The organism is Paracandidimonas lactea (assembly GCF_021653995.1).
Taxonomy (GTDB): Bacteria; Pseudomonadota; Gammaproteobacteria; order Burkholderiales; family Burkholderiaceae_B; genus Allopusillimonas; species Allopusillimonas lactea.
In genome coordinates this window covers 205,008-224,648 of sequence record NZ_JAJJOZ010000007.1, presented here as the reverse complement: position 1 = coordinate 224,648, position 19,641 = coordinate 205,008, and the positions used below count along the sequence as shown (strand labels likewise).

Genomic DNA, 19,641 nt, shown 5'->3' with positions numbered 1-19,641 from the left:
GTCAACCTCAGCGCCGGGCGGGCGCTTCAAATGCGTGGCCGCCGACCATAGTGCCGTCGACAACTACATCTTTGAGCGCCTCGGGCTCGACCGTGCTCGGATCGCTGCCCAACACACAGAAATCCGCGAACTTGCCGATTTCGATCGAGCCGATGCGATCATCCATGCTGAGGGTGTACGCCGCACCCAGGGTGATGGCCCGCAGGCCGTCCGCAACACTGATGCGCTCGCTTTCACCCAGCACACGGCCCGACGCAGTACGCCGGTTCACTGCGCACCAGGCAGTGAACAGCGGCCCGATAGGCGTAATCGGCGCGTCGGAGTGCACCGCGAACGGCACCCCCATGCGCTGGGCCGTGGCACAGGCATTCATGCGATTGGCGCGGTCCGGGCCCATGGTCATTTCCATATGCGCGTCGCCCCAATAGAAGATGTGATTGGCGAACAGGTTCGCGCACATGCCCAGCTTGGCCATGCGGCGGAACTGAGCCGGAGAGGCCATTTGACAGTGCTGCAGCGTGTGGCGATGATCGAAGCGCGGGTGCAGTGTGAGCGCGCGCTCAATCGCGTCCAGCGTTACCTCGGTGGCTTCATCGCCATTGGTGTGGATGTGCAGCTGAATGCCAGCGCGGTGATACTGCTCGACAATGTCGCGCAGATCGTTGGGAGACGTGACCCAGATGCCGTTGGGCGCGCCGTTGTAGTAGCCCGGCCACAGCACACGCGCGGTGAAGCCCTGTATGGAGCCATCGACCACCAGCTTGACGATGCCCAGTTGCATCTTGTCATGGTTGCTCTGTTTGAGCGTCTCCAGCTTGTCCAGGCATGCCTGCACATCGCGGCCAAACAACATGCCTGAGGCCGCAGGCACAATACGCAGTGGATAGTCGTCGCGGCTGGTGATGCGGGCCAGCGATGCAATCCCGTCATCATGCAACTCATTGACCAGGTCGGTTGCCGTCGTCACCCCCGCCGCCTGCGCGACCTGCCCGAACATGGTCAGGCACTCGGCGCTTTGGCCGAGCATGCGGAACGGGTTGCCGATCATGCGTGTAACCGGGAACATGGCGGCGAACTCGCACAGTTCGCCGGTAGGTTCGCCGTTGGGAAAGCGCGAAATGCCTTCGATATCGGTATCGCGATCAATGCCGGCCATTTGCAGCGCCTTGCTGTTGGCGTTCATCAGATGCATGCTGGCGTGCATCACAACAACGGCGCGCTCCCGCGATACTTTGTCCAGATCCTGAACCGACATCCGCGCCGACCCAAAGTAGATCGGGTCAAAGCCCCAGGCCACGAGATGCTTGCCCGGCTCCATGCCGCGCTGCGCTTCGGTCAGCCGCTGCACCACCGCATCGATGGTTTTCAGGCCCGGCCAGATCTTGCCGTCCGGACCGCGCCGGTCGTAGAAGCCCACATAGACATATAGCCAGACAACGCCTTCGTGCAGGTGACAGTGGCCTTCGACCAGCCCGGGCATAAGCACCTTGTCAGCATAACGCTCGTCATGCCGCCCCCTACCCCAGACGCCCACCTGCTCCTGCGTGCCAACCGCAAGAATACGACCGTTGCGCACCGCTACGTGCGTGGCTTCGGGCTGCGCCGGATTCATCGTCAGAATCTTGCGTGCCCGGTAAATGGTGACGTCCTGCTGACCTGCCTCGATACTCATGCCAATTGCTCCCCATTCTCGGTTGTGATGCGCCCATCGAGCGGCGCAATGATACGGTTTCCCTCGACCTTGACGAGGTGACAAGCGACCTTGTGGCCGGGTGCCACTTCGCGCAACAGTGGCGGCGATTGTTCGCACAGCGGCTGCGCAGCCGGGCAGCGGCCCGCAAAACGACACCCTTTGGGCGGGTTGATCGGGCTGGGCGGATCCCCGCTGAGCTTGATGCGGCGGGCTGCCTTCTCGCGCCCGCCGGTAACTGTCGGCACTGCCGACATCAAGGCCACGCTGTAAGGGTGAAGCGGCCGCGAGAAAAAGGTGTTGCGCGAGGCCTGCTCCACGATTTGCCCGAGGTACATCACGGCAATATCGTCGCAGATATGCTCGACCACCGCCATGTCGTGGCTGATGAACAGGAACGACTGCCCGCGTTCGCGCTGAATGCGCCGCAGCAGGTTGAGGATCTGTGCCCGAATGGCGATATCCAGCGCGGAGACGGGCTCATCGCACACCACCAGTTGCGGATCCGTAGCAAGGGCGCGCGCGATATTCAGGCGCTGGCGCTGTCCACCCGAGAACTGGTGCGGAAACAGCACTTGCTGGTCGTCGCGCAGGCCCACAAGCCGAAACAGCTCGCTGACCTTGTCACGCTGCTCGGCGGGCGTACCCATACCCAGCAGCATGAGCGGCATGCGCACGATCTCGCCGGCGCGCTGGCGCGGATTCAATGACGAATAGGGATCCTGGAAGACCAACTGAAAATTGCGGCGCTGGCGGCGCAGCGCCTCGCCTTCCATCGTGGTAAGGTCCACGCCGTTGAACACGACTTTGCCCGACGTGACAGGCGCCAGCCGCATTACGGAGAGCGCCGTCGTCGTCTTGCCCGACCCTGACTCGCCCACGATGGCCAGCGCGCGGCCGCGCGGGATGTCGAAGCTTACGCCATCAACCGCATGAACCTTATCGCGCCCGCCCCCAGCGTGGCGACGGCCAATATCGAAATGCACCTTCAGGTCGCGCACCGAAAGCAGTGGCGTGTCCGCCGACGCCGCCGGCGCATCCAGCACCGCCGCGCTGTGTGCATTGTTCTGATTCATGACTGCTCTCCATAAAGCCAGCACGCGACTTTCTGCGTCGGACCGGTCTGGAAGGATGGCGGAAAGGCTTCGCGACAGTGCGCCATGACGTAGCTGCAACGGTCCGCGAACGGACAACCGTTGCCGCGATTCCATACCGACGGCACGACGCCCGGAATCTCGGGCAGATCCGGTCGCTCATCAGTCGGGTTTTCGTCCAACTCGGGCAGACAGGCAATCAAACCCTGCGTATAAGGGTGGCGAGGCGCGGCGAGAATCTCGCTGGTCAAGCCCTCCTCCACCACACGCCCGCCGTACATCACCACGACGCGATCCGACATCTCGGATACCGCGCCCATATCATGGGTAATCATGATAATGGCAGTACCGCGCCGCGCCTGCTGTTCACGCAGCAAATCGAAAATCTGCGCCTGCACCGTAACGTCCAGCGCAGTGGTGGGCTCGTCGGCAATCAGCACATCCGGATCACAGGCCAGCGCCATGGCAATCATCACGCGCTGGCGCATGCCTCCCGACATTTCATGTGGGTAGTTGTCGATTCGGCGCTCCGGTGCGGGGATGCCCACCGATTGCAGAATCTCCAGCGTCTTGGCGCGCGCCGCTTCGCGGCTAAGGCCTTGATGCCGGCGCAGCGGTTCGCTGATCTGGTCGCCCACGGTGTAGACGGGATTAAGCGCGGTCATGGGCTCCTGGAAGATCATTGAGATCTTGTTGCCGCGTATGTGCCGCATTTGCTGCAGACTGATCGTGGCGAGATCGGTGCCGCGCAGCTTCACCGAGCCCGAATGGATGCGGCCCGGATCAGGAATAAGGCGCATGATGGCCAGCGCCGTCATGCTTTTGCCGCAGCCCGACTCACCCACCAGGCACACGGTTTCACCGTGGCCGACCTCGAAGCTGATGTCGTTCAGGATGTAGGCGGTGCCGGACCGCCCACTGATCTCGACACTCAGGCCGCTCACTTCCAGCAGCGGCGCCGCGTCCGAGAGACTGGCCGCTTCTGCGCTATGTGCTGGTGCGTTCATGTGCGCTCCCGCAGACGTGGATTGAAGGCATCGTTCAGGCCGTCGCCGATCAGGCTCACAGCAAGTACGGTCAGGAAAATGGCCACACCCGGCAGCGTAACTGCCCACCAGGCCACCAAAATATAGGGCCGGTTGTTGCCGATCATCAGGCCCCAGCTCATCATGTTGGGGTCGCCGAGCCCGAGAAAGGACAGGCCGGCTTCGAACAGGATCGCCGTGCCAATCGACAGGGTGGCGGAAACAATGAGTGGCGCCATTGCATTGGGCAGGATAACGCGCCATATGATGCGCCCGTTGCCAGCGCCAATGACGCGCTCCGCGAGAATGTAGTCAAGCTGCTTCAGGCGAAGGAACTCCCCGCGCGCGAGGCGTGCAGTATGGGTCCAGCTGACCACACCGATGGCAATCGAGATTGTCCATAGCGTCGGCGAGAACAGCGTTACCAGCACCATCGCAAACAGCAGCGTGGGCAGCACCTGGAAGAACTCTGTGATGCGCATCAGCACTTCGTCCACCCAGCCGCCGTAGTAGCCGGCCAGCGCGCCAACAACCACGCCGATGAATACGGAAAGGAACGCTGCCACCACACCTACCAGCAGGGTGGCGCGGCCGCCGTATACCAGCCCGGTGAGCAGGTCACGCCCAAGGTAGTCTGTACCGAGCAGACCGAACTCCGAACCCGGTGCCTCCATGGGCGGCCCGACCATCTCGAACGGATCAACGTTCATGAGCATAGGGCCGAACACGGTAATACAGACGATTGTGAGCAGGAGAAAAAAGCCGAACACGGCCGACGGGTTGCGGCAGAAGACCCGCAGCGCTTCGCGCCACTGGCCGGGCGGCTTGGCGGGTGCAGTGGGCGTCACGGCCTGTTGCCCCGCGGGTGCCGCCGGGCTGACGACACCATCGTCCGCCCGCGCAGCAAGGGTAGAAGGTTGTGTCATGATGTTTTGATCCTCGGGTCAATGATCCGGTAGGCAAGATCGGTAAGCTGGTTCATCACGATGACCATCATCGACGCAAAGAACAGAATGCCCAGCATCGTTGGGTAATCGCGACGGAGCACGGAATCGAACGCCAGACGGCCCAGACCCGGCCAGTTGAAGACGGTTTCGACCAGAATGGCGCCAGCCAACACGTTGCCGAACTGCATGCCCAGCATCGTGACGACCGGCAGCACGGCATTGCGCAAGGCATGCTTGTACAGCACTACGCTTTCGGGCAGGCCCTTGGCGCGAGCGGTGCGGATGTAATCGGCCGACAAGGCCTCCATCATGCTGGCACGGGCCAAGCGGCTGTACTGCGCAAGATAGACGAACGCCAAAGTGAAGGCTGGTAGCACCATATGTTCAAGCACGTCCAGCACGCCCGCCAAGCCGCCGTCATCCATGCCCGCCGTCCGCATGTCCGATACGGGAAAGATCGGCCATACCGAGGCAAACAGAATGATCAGCACGATACCGGTCCAGAACACGGGGGCCGAATAGCCCACGATGGACAGCATCGTGACCACTTGGGACAGCATGCCGTTGGGACGCCGCGCGGCCAGCGAGCCGAGCAGCGTGCCGATAAAGAACGCCAGCAGCACTGACACCACCACCAGCAACAGGGTGGCTGGCACACGCTCCCAGATCAGCGACGCAACCGACGCGTTGAAGTAGTACGACTGGCCCAGGTCGCCCTGCGCGATTTTGCCGAGATAGATGCCAAGCTGGACGATGAAGGGCTTGTCCAGGCCAAACTTCTGGGTCAGTTCCTGCCGCAGTTCATCGGTCATCCCGCCCATGGCGCCGGCAATCGTCTCGACGGGATCGCCCGGTGAAATATGGATCAGCAGGAAATTCAGCGTGAGGACCGCCAGCAGCAGAATCACCGCATAGGTCAGCCTCTTGATCAAATACTGTAGCATCGGTCGCCCCGCGGTTTATTTCAGGTACACATCATCCAGCGGCGACAGCGGCCCCCAGATACTGGTCGGCGGATTGCCTACTTTCTTGGTTACCAGCGTGTGGTAAGGCATTTCGGCGATGTAGATGATGGGCGCGTCGTCAGTCACAATGCGCTGAAATTCAGCATACAGCGCTTTGCGCTTTTCCAGGTCTTTTTCCATGCCAGCCTGGTGCAGTAGCTCGTCCACCTTCTCGTTCTTGTACGACTGTGTGTTGGTCCAGACGATGTTGCGGATGTTCGACGACAGGTAGGTGCGATGCACCCCGATCACCGGATCACCCCAGTTCCAGACAATATCAGTGGACATGTCAAAATCATGATTGGCGATCGTCTTGGCCCAGGACGGGAAATCCGCCGAGGTGCGAAGTTCGGCAGTTACGCCTATCTTCTTGAGCTGTGTGCGCGCATACTCGGCCACGTTCTTGCTCAGCGAGTCCGTGCCCGGCAGCATGTCAATCGTCATCTTGAAGCGCTCACCATTGGCATTTGGCTTCAGGCCCGCCTCATCCAGCAACTGCTTGGCTTTCTCGAGGTTTTGCGCATACATGTGCACATCGGCCGAGGCATAGGGGCTGGAGCTGATGATGGGGCCGTTGGACGGCTTGGCAAAGCCCGCCGTCAGCGCCTTGATGATGAACTTCTTGTCCAGCGAGTAGGCAATCGCCTGGCGCACGCGCTTGTCATCCAGCGGCTTCTTGGCTGTATTCAATGCCAACCAGCCTTCCGAGCCTATCCCCTCATAGCCCTTGTCGAGCATGACGATGTCTTTGTTCGTCTTGGCGCGCCGCAACTGCGTCGGGTCGCCCATGAAAGGCAGCATCTGCAGATCGCCGCGCTCCAGGCCGATGAGCAGCGTCGTCTGATCCTGGCTGATCTGGATCACCACACGGTCCAGGTAAGGTTTACCTTTCAAGAAGAACTTGTCGAAACGCTCCAGCACCACCTCTTTGCCGGGCACGAATTCCTTGAGCTTGAAGGGCCCCGACCCCACCACATTTTTGGAGTTGCGGGGGTTGGCCTTCAGATCGGTGCCGTCGTCGTAGATATGCTTGGGCAGGATGGGCGACAGGGCTGGCGACAGGGCCACCAGCAAGGCCGGATGCGGCTGCGACAAGCGGATGATCGCGGTGTAAGGATCAGGCGTCTCCACCTTCTCCACAGGCGCAAGCATGGTCTGGAAGGGGTGATTGGCCTTGATGGCCATGAGGGAGAACGCCACGTCAGCCGAGGTGACAGGCTTGCCGTCGTGGAACACCGCATCCTTGCGCAAATTGACGGTCAGCGCTTTGCCATCCTCGGACCACTTCCAGGATTCGGCCAGATAAGGCTGTGGGTTCCACTTGTCGTCGAAGCGAACCAGGCTGGCAAACAACTGGGTGCTGGGCAGCGCCGTGGCCATGCCCGACTGCACCGCACCGTTCAGGTGGCGCGGCGCCTGATAAGTGCCCAGCACCAGCGTGCCGCCGTGCTTGGGCTGTTCCTGAGCTACGGCCGCGCTCACCGCAAGGGCGGACGACAAGCCCGCCATCGCGGCACATGTGAAGATTTTTCGAATGTTACGCATAGTTGCTCTCGTGCTGAAAATAAACGGTGGCATCCTGTGCAGATTGCTTACGCTGAATCGCAATGCCCCGACGAATAGGGAGGGAAGAAGGTAGCATTGGCCCTGTCACATCCATAGGGCCACGCACCGCCTTTCATTGAGGCCAGATCCGACCGCCCGCAGGGGCGCGGTCGGAAACACGAGGGTAAATGCCTATCCACCCTCTGGCCTTGATCAGGGCTAACCCTGACTTACTTCAGGTACACGTCATCCAGTGGTGACAGCGGCCCCCAGATGCTGGTCGGCGCATTGCCCACTTTCTTGGACACCAGCGTGTGATAGGGTGATTCCGCGATGTAAATGATAGGAGCGTCTTCAGTCACAATGCGCTGAAATTCAGCATACAGCGCTTTGCGCTTTTCCAGGTCTTTTTCCACGCCAGCCTGGTGCAGCAGTTCGTCCACCTTCTCGTTCTTGTACGACTGTGTGTTGGTCCAGATGATATTACGGATGTTCGACGACAGGTAGGTGCGGTGCACCCCGATCACCGGATCACCCCAGTTCCAGACTGTGTCGGTCGTCATGTCGAAATCATGGCTGGCGATGCGTTTGGCCCAGGACGGGAAATCCGCCGAGGTGCGAAGTTCTGCAGTTACGCCTATCTTCTTGAGCTGGGCCCGTGCGTATTCAGCCAAATTCTTCGCGAGCGCTTCAGAGCCCGGCGCGGCGTCTATTGTCATCTTGAAGCGCTCACCATTGGCGTCCGGCTTCAGGCCCGCCTCATCCAGCAACTGCTTGGCTTTCTCGAGGTTTTGCGCATACATGTGCACATCGGCCGAGGCATAGGGGCTGGAGCTGATGATGGGGCCGTTGGACGGCTTGGCAAAGCCCGCCGTCAGCGCCTTGATGATGAACTTCTTGTCCAGCGAGTAGGCAATCGCCTGGCGCACGCGCTTGTCATCCAGCGGCTTCTTGGCTGTATTCAATGCCAACCAGCCTTCCGAGCCTATCCCCTCATAGCCCTTGTCGAGCATGACGATGTCTTTGTTCGTCTTGGCGCGCCGCAACTGCGTCGGGTCGCCCATGAAAGGCAGCATCTGCAGATCGCCGCGCTCCAGGCCGATGAGCAGCGTCGTCTGATCCTGGCTGATCTGGATCACCACACGGTCCAGGTAAGGTTTACCTTTCAAGAAGAACTTGTCGAAACGCTCCAGCACCACCTCTTTGCCGGGCACGAATTCCTTGAGCTTGAAGGGCCCCGACCCCACCACATTTTTGGAGTTGCGGGGGTTGGCCTTCAGATCGGTGCCGTCGTCGTAGATATGCTTGGGCAGGATGGGCGACAGGGCTGGCGACAGGGCCACCAGCAAGGCCGGATGCGGCTGCGACAAGCGGATGATCGCGGTGTAAGGATCAGGCGTCTCCACCTTCTCCACAGGCGCAAGCATGGTCTGGAAGGGGTGATTGGCCTTGATGGCCATGAGGGAGAACGCCACGTCAGCCGAGGTGACAGGCTTGCCGTCGTGGAACACCGCATCCTTGCGCAAATTGACGGTCAGCGCTTTGCCATCCTCGGACCACTTCCAGGATTCGGCCAGATAAGGCTGTGGGTTCCACTTGTCGTCGAAGCGAACCAGGCTGGCAAACAACTGGGTGCTGGGCAGCGCCGTGGCCATGCCCGACTGCACCGCGCCGTTCAGATGCCGCGGCGCCTGGAACGAGCCGATTACAAGCGTGCCGCCGTGTTTGGGCTGTGACTGCGCAAGCGCCACCCCCGAACTGATTGAATACACCAGCCCCACAGCGGCAGCCAACGATAAGAGTTTCCGAGTGCTATGCATGCTGCTCCTCTTTGAATAAATAGAATGAACGAGTTCATCAGCATCACCACACGACGCCTGCCGCTTGGGATACGCGGCGCCTTGCGTGTGCGAACGACATTAGCATCGGAGAATTTGCCCTCAATAGGTCCAGGCCCCGCCTTTCGATGAGGCCAGTTTTGCCCGCAAGAGGGAGAGCGAGGACAACGGTCAGGGTAAATGCCTAGGGTTCGGTGGTAGCCCCATCAAGCTGGATTTTAGGGTTTCTCCGCGTAGACACGCACACAGTCCAGCAACACCTGGCAGCCTGCCGCCAGATCGGCCGGTTCGGCGCTTTCCAGCTCGTTGTGGCTGACGCCGCCGGCGCATGGCACGAAAATCATGCCGGCCGGGACGATGCGGGACATGGCAACCGCATCGTGGGCAGCACCGCTGACAATCTCCATACTGGCATAGCCAGCGGCCCGCGCGGCCTCGGCTACAGCATTAACGCATCCGGCGTCGAAAGGCGCCGCGGGCTGATCCAGCACCTTGCCTACATCCACCTGCACACCGTGCACCCGCGCCGCCTCTCGGACTGCCGCGAGGAAGGCTTCCTCCATCGCAGCCCTGACTCGGTCATCGGGATGGCGCATCTCGGCCGTCATAACCACCGAATCAGGAATGACATTGGGACTGTTGGGGTGCACAACCATACGACCCGCCGTGGCAACGCCCGGAGGGTGATCACGCCCGATGCGGTTCAAGGCCGTGATAGCCAGAGCAGCCGCGGCAAGGGCATCCGCACGCATGCCCATCGGCGTACTGCCGGCGTGCGCGGCTTTGCCGGTAAAGGTCAGCCTGTACCAGCACTGCCCTTGCGCGGCAGTGACAATGCCAATGACACAATCCGCCGCCTCAAGCACTGGCCCCTGTTCGATATGGGCCTCGAAATAAGCGGCTGGGCGCGGCAGGCATTGCGCGGACAAACCATCATCCAGGCCGGCAAGCGCCTGTGCAACGCTGACACCATCAGCATCCTGTGTTGCCAGGGCCGCCGCCAGCGGCATCAAGCCCGCATAAACAGCCGACCCCATCATGGATGGCGTAAAACGAGTACCCTCTTCATTCGTCCACGCGGCCAACTCAATGGTGCGCAGCGGGCGCACGCCGGCATCGGCCAGGGTGCGCAACACTTCAAGCCCCGCCATCACGCCGTAGGCACCGTCGAACTTGCCGCCTGTAGGCTGGGTATCCAGGTGGCTGCCTATCATGATGGCCGGCAATCCGGGCTGCCGCCCCGGCAAACGGGCGACCAGATTGCCGATGGCATCGGTGTGCATGGTGCAGCCTGCCGTGCGACACCAATCGGAGAACAACCGGCGGCCGCGCGCGTCTTCTGCTGTCAACGCCTGCCTATTCACACCACCAACAGGTGTGGCGCCGATTTCGGCCAAGTCCATCAGACTGCGCCATAGGCGCTCACCATTGATCTGCAATGTCTCCACCATCACCCTCCCCCTGGTCCGTATGGCGCGCCAGTTATGATTGTTCACGCCATGCATGCTATTCACCCTGTTGCACGCATGCTAATCCCCGGAGGCACTGGGCTCTAGTGCCAAAACATGCCTGTCCATGAGTCCACGCTGCGGCGCGGCGACCAGCAGTACCGCTGCCGTTCGCATCCGTTAGGCTTGCATGGCAGGCCCGCAGCCACCGCTGGCGCCGTACGGCAAAACGCCCTGCAGGCTGGCTTGCCATCCAGCGTGCGGGGCGTGTACGTCATGCGGAATGCCGGGCCTGCGAGGCTTATTCCTTGGTGATTTTGCGCTCTTTGATGATCTTGCCCCATTTGCCATATTCGGCGTGCATGAACTCGGCGAATTCCTTGCGGGTGGTGGGGTGCGGGGTCAGGCCCAGCTTGTCCAGCGACTGCTTGACCTGAGCGTCGTTCAACACCTTGACGATCTCAGCATTCCACCGGTCGAGAATAGGCTCCGGCGTTTTACCGGGCGCCATGAAGGAGTACCAGTTCAGGGCCTCGAAACCCGGATAGCCCGATTCCGCAACCGTCGGGACATCCGGAAGGTACGACGGGCGCTTCAGCCCGGTCGTGGCCAACGGAACCAGCTTGCCGGAGTCCACATAAGGCATGGCAGTGGGCGGGGCGGAAAAATATGAAGTAACGCGCTCGCCGATCAGGTCCTGCATAGCCTGGGCACCACCCTTGTAGGGTACGTGCACCATATTCACCTTTGCATAAAGGTTGAGCAATTCGCCGGCCATATGGGACGCAGAGCCAAAACCAGAGGAGGCGAAATCCGCTTTCTCCGGGCTGCCTTTCGCCAGCTCAATGAATTCTTTGAATGTCTTGACGCCGGCGGCTTTATGAACCACCAACACATTAGGAAAATGCACGCCGCCCGATACCGGCGCCAAATCCCTGAATGGATCATAGGGCAGGTTCATCAGGTGCGGGGAGATGGTGAGCGGCCCCACAGAGCCCAGCAGCAAGGTGGTGCCGTCCGCTGGTTGGCCTGCAACGTACTGGTGAGCAATGTTGCCGCCTGCACCGGGCTTGTTAAGCACAGCAATGTTCAGGCCGGTGTTCTCGGCCAGCTTGCTGGCGATGAGCCGCGTGGCAGAATCGGCTGCACCGCCCGCCACGAAGCCGACCACTACGCTGATGGGTTTGTCGGCGGGAAAAGACTGCGCGGCGGCCGACCCGGCGGACAGCATGACACAGGCGGCGAGCAATGCGCCGCCGATGTGGTTTATCGTTCTCATTGAATAGCTCCTCAACCCATACAGGTCGCACTGAAACGGATCGCGAGCAGGCGCGAATCGCCCACCCGGCGCTCAGGGGGCGACTATAAGTGCACACGCGGCCCCCGCGCCATGAGCCATCACTCCATAGGTGTTCAATAAAAATGAACGCACGGTCGCCACGCGCGGGCCGGTGCTATGATGCTTTGCATACCCGCGACCATGACGCGCGTGATGGTGTGTGCGCCCACAAACACGCCGCCATGGCGCGCACAGCCGCTTCAATGCTTTACGGAAGCCATACAGACCATGCCAGAGCAGATGCGCCTCGATAAATGGCTCTGGGCTGCCCGTTTCTACAAAACGCGCAGCCTGGGCGCCCACGAAATCGGCAAGGGACGGGTGCAGGTCAACCAGCAGCTTGCCAAGCCTGCCCGCGAAATCCGGCCCGGCGATATCGTCAGCGTGCGGCGCGGCGATGTCACGACTACCGTTCAGGTGGCCGCGCTCAGCCAGGTGCGCGGCCCGGCGCCTGTCGCGCAGCAGCTCTATCGCGAAACCCCCGAAAGCATCGCCTTGCGCGAGAAGGCGGCGGAAAACCGCCGGCTTGCGCCGGAGCCAGCGCAGGCGCTTGCCAGCGGCCGGCCCACTAAACGCGATCGTCGCGATATCGACCGCGTGCGCCGAGGCGAATACTGAAGCCTGAAAACAATATAGAGGCACATCCATGTTCCAGTACGCGGAAACCGACCCGACGCTTGCGGATGATGTGGCAGCGCCCCAGGAAACCGAACTGCGGATTGCCCTGCTGCAGCAACAATACCGGCGCCTGAAGGAAGGACGGCAGACGCTGCTGGTGGTACTCGCGGGCATAGACGGCGCAGGCAAAGGTTCCACCATTAACCTGCTCAACACCTGGCTGGATCCGCGCCATGTCCATACACTTGCCTACGATGGCCCCACGGCGCAAGACGCTATGCGGCCCAGCCTCTGGCGCTATTGGCGCGACCTGCCGGGCCACGGGCAGACTGGCGTGGTCTTCGGCTCATGGTATTACGCGTTGCTGAAAGAAGCCGCAGGCAAAAATCCAGACTCGGGGTCCATCGCTGCATATGCCCGGCTGGTCAACCGCTTTGAGGCCATGCTTGCGGCCGAACAGGTGCAGGTACTCAAGCTGTGGTTCCACCTGTCGCGTGATGCGCAGCAAACACGCGCGGAAAACATGCTCCGCGATCCGGAAACCGCCTGGCGCGTCAGCAAGGCGGACCTGCGTGTGCACAAACTATTCAAGCGGCTGCGCAATGCGGGTGAACTGGTGATTACGCAAACACACCGTCAGCACGCCCCCTGGATCATCATCCCGAGTGCCGACCCCAATATGCGCACGCACTGCACTGCCAAGGCGATTCTTGCCGCCATGGAGCAGGGGCTGGCCAGCAATGTGCACGCGGATGCGCCATTACCCGCCCTGCTGCTGCCGGTGTCCCCCGATGAAGGCATGAACGACACCGGCATCGGCAATGAAGAGAAAGCGGTGGGCGCCCGCGCGGTAGTTGGCCGAGCGGCGGCCACCCACAAGGCCAAAGCAACCATCAAGGCGAAAGCGCATAATGGGGCAAGGCGCGGCGGCAAGGGAAGCGGCAAGAACGAAAGCCGCGATGCCGGCAAGAACGACAACACAACCACCAAGGCCAGCACCAGCGAGGATGGCAACGGAGAAAGGGGCACTAACGGCAAGAATAATGACTACGACAAGCGGCTCGCCGCGCTGCAGGCCAGCATCGCCCGCGCCACACGCCGCAAGGCATTCGCGCATCATTCTATGGTTCTGGTCTTCGAAGGCCAGGACGCCGCCGGAAAAGGCGGCACCATCCGGCGCGTCACGGCGGCGCTGGACGTACGCGATTACGACGTGCATCCCATTTCAGCACCCACGGATGAAGAACGGGCCCGCCCCTATCTGTGGCGCTTCTGGCGCCATCTGCCCGCCGTGGGCAAGGCCGCCATCTTCGATCGTTCCTGGTACGGCCGAGTCCTGGTCGAACGCGTCGAAAAACTCGCCACCGCGCACGCGATCGATCGCGCCTACGATGAAATAAACGACTTCGAGCTTCAGCTAGCCGAAAGCGGCGCCCTGGTGCTCAAGTTTTGGCTCGACGTTTCCAAAGACGTACAGCTTCAGCGTTTCCACGAGCGCGAAAAATCCCCCTTCAAGTCGTTCAAGATCACCCCCGACGACTGGCGCAACCGCGCCAAATGGAACGCCTACCAGAACGCCCGCCGCGACATGCTCGTGCGCACCTGCACCGAGCATGCGCCCTGGCATGTGATCCAGTCCGACGACAAGAAGGCGGCGCGCCTGCAGGTGCTGGCGGTGATTGCGGAGGCGCTCCAGGGCTTGCGCTGAAACCGGCATACGCGCTGGTCGCCAGGCAAAACCGCGCCAGGAGCACCGCCTATCGCATCGTTACGAACTCTTCTGCTGCCGTGGGGTGGATGGCCACAGTGTTGTCGAAGTCGCGCTTGGTGGCCCCCATTTTCAGCGCAACGGCAAAGCCCTGCAGGATTTCATCCATGCCGTAGCCGATGCCATGGATGCCAACGATTTTTTCCTCGGGCCCCACACAGACGAGCTTCATGCGCGCTGGCTGGCGGTGCTGCGTCACGGCCGTATACATGGCGGTGAACGACGACTGATAAACCTTGACCGCGGCATCGCCGTGTTGTTCGCGCGCCTCGGGTTCGGTAAGGCCCACGGTGCCGATGGGCGGATGGCTGAACACCACGGTAGGGATGTTGCCGTAGTCGAGGTGCTCATCGGGCTTGTTGTTGAACAGGCGCTCCGATAGCCGCCGCCCGGCGGCCACGGCCACAGGCGTGAGCTCAGCCTGACCAGTGACATCACCCACGGCGTAGATGCCGGACACGCCGGTGTTCTGGTATTTATCCACCGTTATATAGCCGCGATCATTCGTCACGACGCCGGCCGCCGCGAGGTTCAGGTCGGCGGTATGCGGTGCGCGGCCGATCGCCCAGATGATACTGTCCGTAGTATGGCGCTCGCCGTCCTCGAACTGCAGCGTCAGGCTGCCATCCGTGTTCTTGGTGACGGCCTTGGGCGTCGCCTGGGTGTGCAGCGTAAGCCCCTCGGCCTGCATGATCTCCACCAACGTGTCGCGCACCAGCGGGTCGAAGTTGCGCAGCGGCGCGTGTTTGCGCACGAACAGATGCGTTTGCGCGCCCAGCGCACTCAATACGCCGGCCAGTTCGACAGCGATATAACCTGCGCCCACCACGGCCACGCGCCGGGGCATTTCCTGCAGCGCGAAAAAGCCGTCGGAATCCAACCCGTGCTCCGCGCCGGGGATATCAGGGCGTACAGGACGGCCGCCCGTGGCGACGAGAATATGGTCGGCCGTCATCCGCTGGCCGTCCACGTCAAGGGTGTGTGCATCCACAAAGCGAGCAAAGCCGCGGATCACGTCCACCTTGTTTTTGTCCAGCCCTGTTTCATACGAGGTGTGGATGCGGTCGATATAGGCGCTGCGGTTCCGCACCAGTGTGGCCCAGTCGAAGCGATTCACCGTTGTGTCGAAACCGTAGTCGGGGCCGTAGTGGCGGATAGCTTCGGCCACCTGCGCGGCATGCCACATCACCTTCTTAGGCACACAGCCCACGTTGACACAGGTGCCGCCGATCTCCCCCGCTTCAATCAACGCGCAACGCTTGCCGTACATGGCCGCGCGATTTACCGAGGCAATGCCGCCGCTGCCGCCGCCGATGGCGATGTAATCGTAATGTTTCATCGAGGTTTACCTTAATGCGAGATCAGCTAGCACTTTACCGCACAGGCTCGATCCCCGCAGCGCGAGCCTATGCCTCTACCTTTGCGGCGCGAGGATGTTGCTACCTACCACCTGGGAAACAGGCAACTGGCTGCGATGGCCACACTTTCATGACAATTTTGTCATGGGAATGCCATGCTGCCGACAGAACCCGAACCCTAGGATACCAGGCACGACTCACGACTGATCCAGTTGAACGCGTCGCGCTCAATCATTCTCAGGAGCCACGATGACATTGAACACGCACCATCAAGCCATATCCGTTTTCCACCACCAATCGGCGTATCGCCTCGCCCTTGCCTTTGCGCTCTCTGCTGGCATGTCGTGCGTGCAAGCTGCAACACCCGCCGACCTTTTCCCGCAGCCCGTCTATACCACCCTCACCAAAGCCGATGCCGTCGAAGAAATGGCCGCCTCCAGGAATCTGGATGGTCTGCCTAAAGCGCATTACGATGCTGTTTCAGCCGACGGCAAACTGCTGATGGTAAGCAGCAAGGAGCAGCCCGAGTCTTATCTGGTGGACACACAGACCGGCAAGACGCTTGCAACCTACAAGATCGGCAAAGTGCCTCAGGGCGTCGCAATCAGCCCCGATCAACGCTGGGGTATGGCTGTGGCGGCCGGGGAAGATACCGTGTCGGTCATTGACTTGAAAACCAGAAAGCTGGTCAAGACGATCACAGTTGGTAAAACACCCCACAATGTTCGGTTCACACGCGACAGCCAAACTGCTTATGTCACGCTGCAAGGAGGCACTGGCGTAGCGGTGGTGGACATGTCCTCACTGAAGAAGGTGAACGAGATCCCCGTACCCGGCATCAAGGGCCCGCACAACCTTGATCTCTCGTCAGATGAAAAGACGCTCTGGGTACGCGACTTCGTCGGTAAAGTGGCTGCCGTGGACATTGCATCGCAACACGTGAAAGCGGTCATACCGGTCGGCCGTGGCCACGGTGGCATCGACGTCACACCTGGCAACAAGTATGTGGTCACCGGCGCGATCGCGGACCACCTCGTTGATGTCATCGATCCAACAACCATGAAAGTCATCAAACGTGTCGATGTCGGCCAGGGGCCGCACGGCGTGCGAGCCAGCGCCGATGGACGATGGATATACGCATCCATCACCGGAACCAACGAGGTCGCCGTCATCGACGCCAACACACTGGACGTCGTCAAGCAAGTCCCCACCAAGGGCGACGTGCCCTTCTGGATCTCCGTTGTGGGAAATGATTAACCATCCCGGATCGCCAAGGTGAAGCGTCGCAGCGTCACCTTGCTGCCGGCACACAGGAAACACTTCATGAAAAGTGCTCACTCACGCGTCATCCCTCGACGCCAGGCCTTGCGCAAACTCGCCCTGACCGCTGGCACCATGGCGGCGCTCCCGCTCGCAGGGCTGCTGGGCGCCTCCCGCTCATCCGCAGCAGCGTCTTCGGGCAAAGCCAGCAAAGCCGCAGTGAAGTATCAGGATCACCCTGACGGCTCATCCTTCTGCGCCAACTGCGCCAACTTCACGCAGGGATCCACACCCGACGCGCCCGGCACCTGTCTTGTCGTGGAGGGCGAGATTAGCCCCAAGGGATGGTGCCTCGCCTATGCCGCCGGCTAGGGATCAAGCCCGTGATTGATAAAATAAGCCTTTTGCGACAGAGGCTTATAAATGGCCATTCTCGTCATTGAAGACGATATAAAAACGGGAAACTATCTTCAGAAAGGCCTGTCCGAGGCAGGTCACCACGTGGATCTGGCGCGTAACGGCATCGACGGCCTGCATCTCGCCCGGGAGCAACACTATGAGCTGCTGATCCTGGACGTGATGCTGCCTGGAAGAGATGGCTGGCAGGTCATGGCGGAGATACGGCGGTCTTCGGACGTGCCGGTCATATTCCTCACCGCGCGAGACCAGGTCGAGGACCGCATCCGCGGCCTGCGGCTCGGTGCCGATGACTATCTGGTCAAACCATTTTCCTTTACCGAGCTGGTTTTACGGGTGCAGACCCTGCTGCGGCGCGGCGTCACGCATGAGCCCACGACGCTACGGCTGGCAGATCTGGTGCTGGACCCCATTCGACGCAAAGTCACGCGAGGCGGCGTCACCGTCGTACTGACGAATAAGGAATTCATGCTTTTGCACCTTCTACTGCGTCGGCAGGGGGAAGCGCTGCCGCGCTCTGTCATCGCTTCTCAAGTCTGGGACATGAATTTTGACAGCGACACCAATGTGGTCGATGTCGCGATCAAGCGCCTGCGCGCAAAGGTCGATGCCCCTTTCGATCAAAAGTTGATTCACACAGTGCGCAGTATCGGCTACATGCTTGCGGAGCAGCCGTGAAGCATCCATTGCCGCCATCACTCACGGCGCGTACAGCCCTGCTTTTCGCCATCATCTCCTGTCTGGTCGTTTCGAGCCTGGGGCTTTATCTGTACACCGCGGCAAAACGGGCACTCGAGAACCGTGCGGACTACACACTCGTCGGCCGCGTGGAGCGTTTTCGCACCCTGCTCCAGGATCTCTACAACATCCGGCAGATGGAAGAGCGCCCCGACCTTTTCGAAAGTATGCTGGGTAACGAGCAGGATGTGCGCATCTTCCAGCGTGTGGGAGAAAAACCGTTCATCGATGTGAATCCGGGGCGCATGGCCGTCCCTGCCTTGACGGCCGTCCCGGTAGACCAGGACGTGGGTATCGATGCGCTGCGTGCCGGAACCCGCGCCGACGGCGTCGGTGTGCGCTGGGTTTCAGCCCTGGCCAAGGTAGGGGGCGAGGCAGGTACGGTCAAAATCACGGCCGCGTATGTCATGACGCAAGAGTCGCAAATACTCACAGCCTATCGGCTACGCGTCATGGGCGCGATCGCGCTTGCCGCGCTTTTGAGCTCAGTGCTGGGCTTTTTACTCCTGAAGCGGGGCCTGGGCCCGCTGGAAGCGATGAGAAAACGCGCCCGACAGGTGTCATCAGCCAACCTTGCCGTGCGCTTGCCAGAAGAAGGCATGCCCTCTGAACTCCGCCAGCTCGCCCGCACATGCAACGCCATGCTGGACCGCATTCAATCAAGCTATGAACACCTGTCCCAATTCTCGTCCGACCTCGCCCACGAGATACGCACCCCCGTTAATATCCTGATGGGGCAAACCCAGGTGGCGCTGGCGCAGCCACGGAGCACAACTGACTACGAAGCGGTGCTCGCCTCCAATCTTGAAGAATTGACACGCATCACACACATTGTGGAAAACATCCTTTTCCTGTCGCGTGCCGACCATAATGCAATCACGGTGACACGCCAGCCCATCGCGCTTTCACAAGAAATGGAAAAAATTGCAGAGTACTTTGAAGACCTGGCCGACGAGCGCGGCATGTCCTTCACGGTTGAGGCAACGGGTACCGGTTGCGCAAACACCGTCATGTACCGGCGTGCTGTCAACAACCTGGTCATCAACGCGATCCGCTACGGAGACGCGGGCACCCCAATACATCTGGCGGCACACACCGGCCCGACGGGACTCACGGTCACTGTCGAAAACCACTGTCCCCCCGTGACGCAGGAGGAAGCCAAACGCATGTTCAGACGCTTCTATCGCGGGGACGCCTCACGCAGCCTCCCTACCGAATCCAATGGCCTGGGCCTGGCCATTGTTGCCGCCATCATGGACATCCATGGCGGCAGTGCACAGGTTGAAGCTTGCGGTGACGGGCGGATTCAATTCCGTCTTGAGTTTCCGGATGAATGAATGGTGTCAGCCAAGTCAACGGATGCTGATCAATTACAATCGACAGCGACACGCACCTTGATGGCAGCCGACGCAGCAGCCAAGGCCTGCTTCCCGGGCAACTAGGCGCGACGCACCTATCCGTGCTGGAGTCTGGCGGCTCGCGGCAACCTGGTTTTCATCGCCAATCAGATTGGCCATAACGATTACACCATGCTCGTGCGAGCATGATTTAT

Annotated in this window: 16 protein-coding genes; 6 read left to right on the top strand and 10 right to left on the bottom strand. The window is 61.0% G+C overall.

Going from position 1 to position 19,641, the window contains the following annotated elements; all coding sequences use genetic code 11:
* Positions 1 to 7: 7 nt before the first annotated feature.
* The 9 genes from LOL23_RS13960 to LOL23_RS13920 form a co-directional block, all read right to left on the bottom strand.
* A complete protein-coding gene (locus tag LOL23_RS13960; protein ID WP_237173755.1) occupies positions 8 to 1,672 on the bottom strand; it encodes an amidohydrolase in 1,665 nt (554 codons plus the stop codon).
* Positions 1,669 to 2,766, bottom strand: coding sequence for an ABC transporter ATP-binding protein (locus LOL23_RS13955; RefSeq protein ID WP_160979017.1), 1,098 nt, complete (start codon positions 2,764 to 2,766; stop codon positions 1,669 to 1,671). Before LOL23_RS13955 ends, LOL23_RS13960 begins: the two co-directional genes overlap by 4 nt.
* Positions 2,763 to 3,791 (bottom strand): ABC transporter ATP-binding protein, encoded by a 1,029-nt coding sequence (locus LOL23_RS13950; protein ID WP_160979015.1) that lies wholly within the window; start codon positions 3,789 to 3,791, stop codon positions 2,763 to 2,765. Before LOL23_RS13950 ends, LOL23_RS13955 begins: the two co-directional genes overlap by 4 nt.
* Positions 3,788 to 4,735 (bottom strand): ABC transporter permease, encoded by a 948-nt coding sequence (locus LOL23_RS13945; RefSeq protein ID WP_160979013.1) that lies wholly within the window; start codon positions 4,733 to 4,735, stop codon positions 3,788 to 3,790. The genes LOL23_RS13950 and LOL23_RS13945 overlap by 4 nt, the downstream gene beginning before the upstream one ends.
* Complete coding sequence (locus LOL23_RS13940) at positions 4,732 to 5,700, bottom strand: ABC transporter permease (protein WP_160979011.1); 969 nt, start codon at positions 5,698 to 5,700, stop codon at positions 4,732 to 4,734. The genes LOL23_RS13945 and LOL23_RS13940 overlap by 4 nt, the downstream gene beginning before the upstream one ends.
* Positions 5,701 to 5,715: 15 nt before the next feature.
* Entirely contained in the window at positions 5,716 to 7,305 is a 1,590-nt protein-coding gene (locus tag LOL23_RS13935) for an ABC transporter substrate-binding protein (RefSeq protein WP_237173754.1), read from the bottom strand.
* A gap of 230 nt (positions 7,306 to 7,535) precedes the next feature.
* Positions 7,536 to 9,125 carry an ABC transporter substrate-binding protein gene (locus tag LOL23_RS13930; protein ID WP_160979006.1) on the bottom strand — a complete coding sequence of 530 codons (1,590 nt, stop codon included), beginning with the start codon at positions 9,123 to 9,125 and terminating at the stop codon, positions 7,536 to 7,538.
* A gap of 236 nt (positions 9,126 to 9,361) precedes the next feature.
* Positions 9,362 to 10,594, bottom strand: coding sequence for a Zn-dependent hydrolase (locus LOL23_RS13925; RefSeq protein ID WP_160979004.1), 1,233 nt, complete (start codon positions 10,592 to 10,594; stop codon positions 9,362 to 9,364).
* Between the two features lie 298 nt (positions 10,595 to 10,892).
* Positions 10,893 to 11,870 carry a Bug family tripartite tricarboxylate transporter substrate binding protein gene (locus LOL23_RS13920; protein WP_160979002.1) on the bottom strand — a complete coding sequence of 326 codons (978 nt, stop codon included), beginning with the start codon at positions 11,868 to 11,870 and terminating at the stop codon, positions 10,893 to 10,895.
* A 288-nt stretch (positions 11,871 to 12,158) separates the two neighbouring features.
* On the opposite strand from LOL23_RS13920, the gene LOL23_RS13915 reads away from it, so the two are divergent.
* Together LOL23_RS13915 and LOL23_RS13910 are read left to right on the top strand one after the other, a co-directional pair.
* Positions 12,159 to 12,548, top strand: coding sequence for an RNA-binding S4 domain-containing protein (locus tag LOL23_RS13915; RefSeq protein ID WP_237173753.1), 390 nt, complete (start codon positions 12,159 to 12,161; stop codon positions 12,546 to 12,548).
* Positions 12,549 to 12,576: 28 nt separating this feature from the next.
* Positions 12,577 to 14,256: a polyphosphate:AMP phosphotransferase gene (locus LOL23_RS13910; RefSeq protein ID WP_237173752.1), complete on the top strand. Its 1,680-nt coding sequence runs from the start codon at positions 12,577 to 12,579 to the stop codon at positions 14,254 to 14,256.
* 49 nt (positions 14,257 to 14,305) lie between these two features.
* On the opposite strand, the gene gorA is transcribed toward LOL23_RS13910, so the two are convergent.
* Positions 14,306 to 15,655, bottom strand: coding sequence for a glutathione-disulfide reductase (gorA, locus tag LOL23_RS13905; RefSeq protein WP_160979000.1), 1,350 nt, complete (start codon positions 15,653 to 15,655; stop codon positions 14,306 to 14,308).
* Positions 15,656 to 15,923: 268 nt separating this feature from the next.
* On the opposite strand from gorA, the gene LOL23_RS13900 reads away from it, so the two are divergent.
* The 4 genes from LOL23_RS13900 to LOL23_RS13885 all read left to right on the top strand — a co-directional run bounded on the left by LOL23_RS13900 (position 15,924) and on the right by LOL23_RS13885 (position 19,426).
* Positions 15,924 to 16,931, top strand: coding sequence for a YncE family protein (locus LOL23_RS13900; protein ID WP_160978998.1), 1,008 nt, complete (start codon positions 15,924 to 15,926; stop codon positions 16,929 to 16,931).
* A gap of 66 nt (positions 16,932 to 16,997) precedes the next feature.
* On the top strand, positions 16,998 to 17,306 hold the full coding sequence (locus tag LOL23_RS13895) for a high-potential iron-sulfur protein (protein WP_202411689.1): 309 nt from the start codon (positions 16,998 to 17,000) through the stop codon (positions 17,304 to 17,306).
* Between the two features lie 51 nt (positions 17,307 to 17,357).
* Positions 17,358 to 18,029: a heavy metal response regulator transcription factor gene (locus LOL23_RS13890; RefSeq protein WP_160978996.1), complete on the top strand. Its 672-nt coding sequence runs from the start codon at positions 17,358 to 17,360 to the stop codon at positions 18,027 to 18,029.
* A complete protein-coding gene (locus tag LOL23_RS13885; RefSeq protein WP_160978994.1) occupies positions 18,026 to 19,426 on the top strand; it encodes a heavy metal sensor histidine kinase in 1,401 nt (466 codons plus the stop codon). Before LOL23_RS13890 ends, LOL23_RS13885 begins: the two co-directional genes overlap by 4 nt.
* Positions 19,427 to 19,641: the final 215 nt, after the last annotated feature.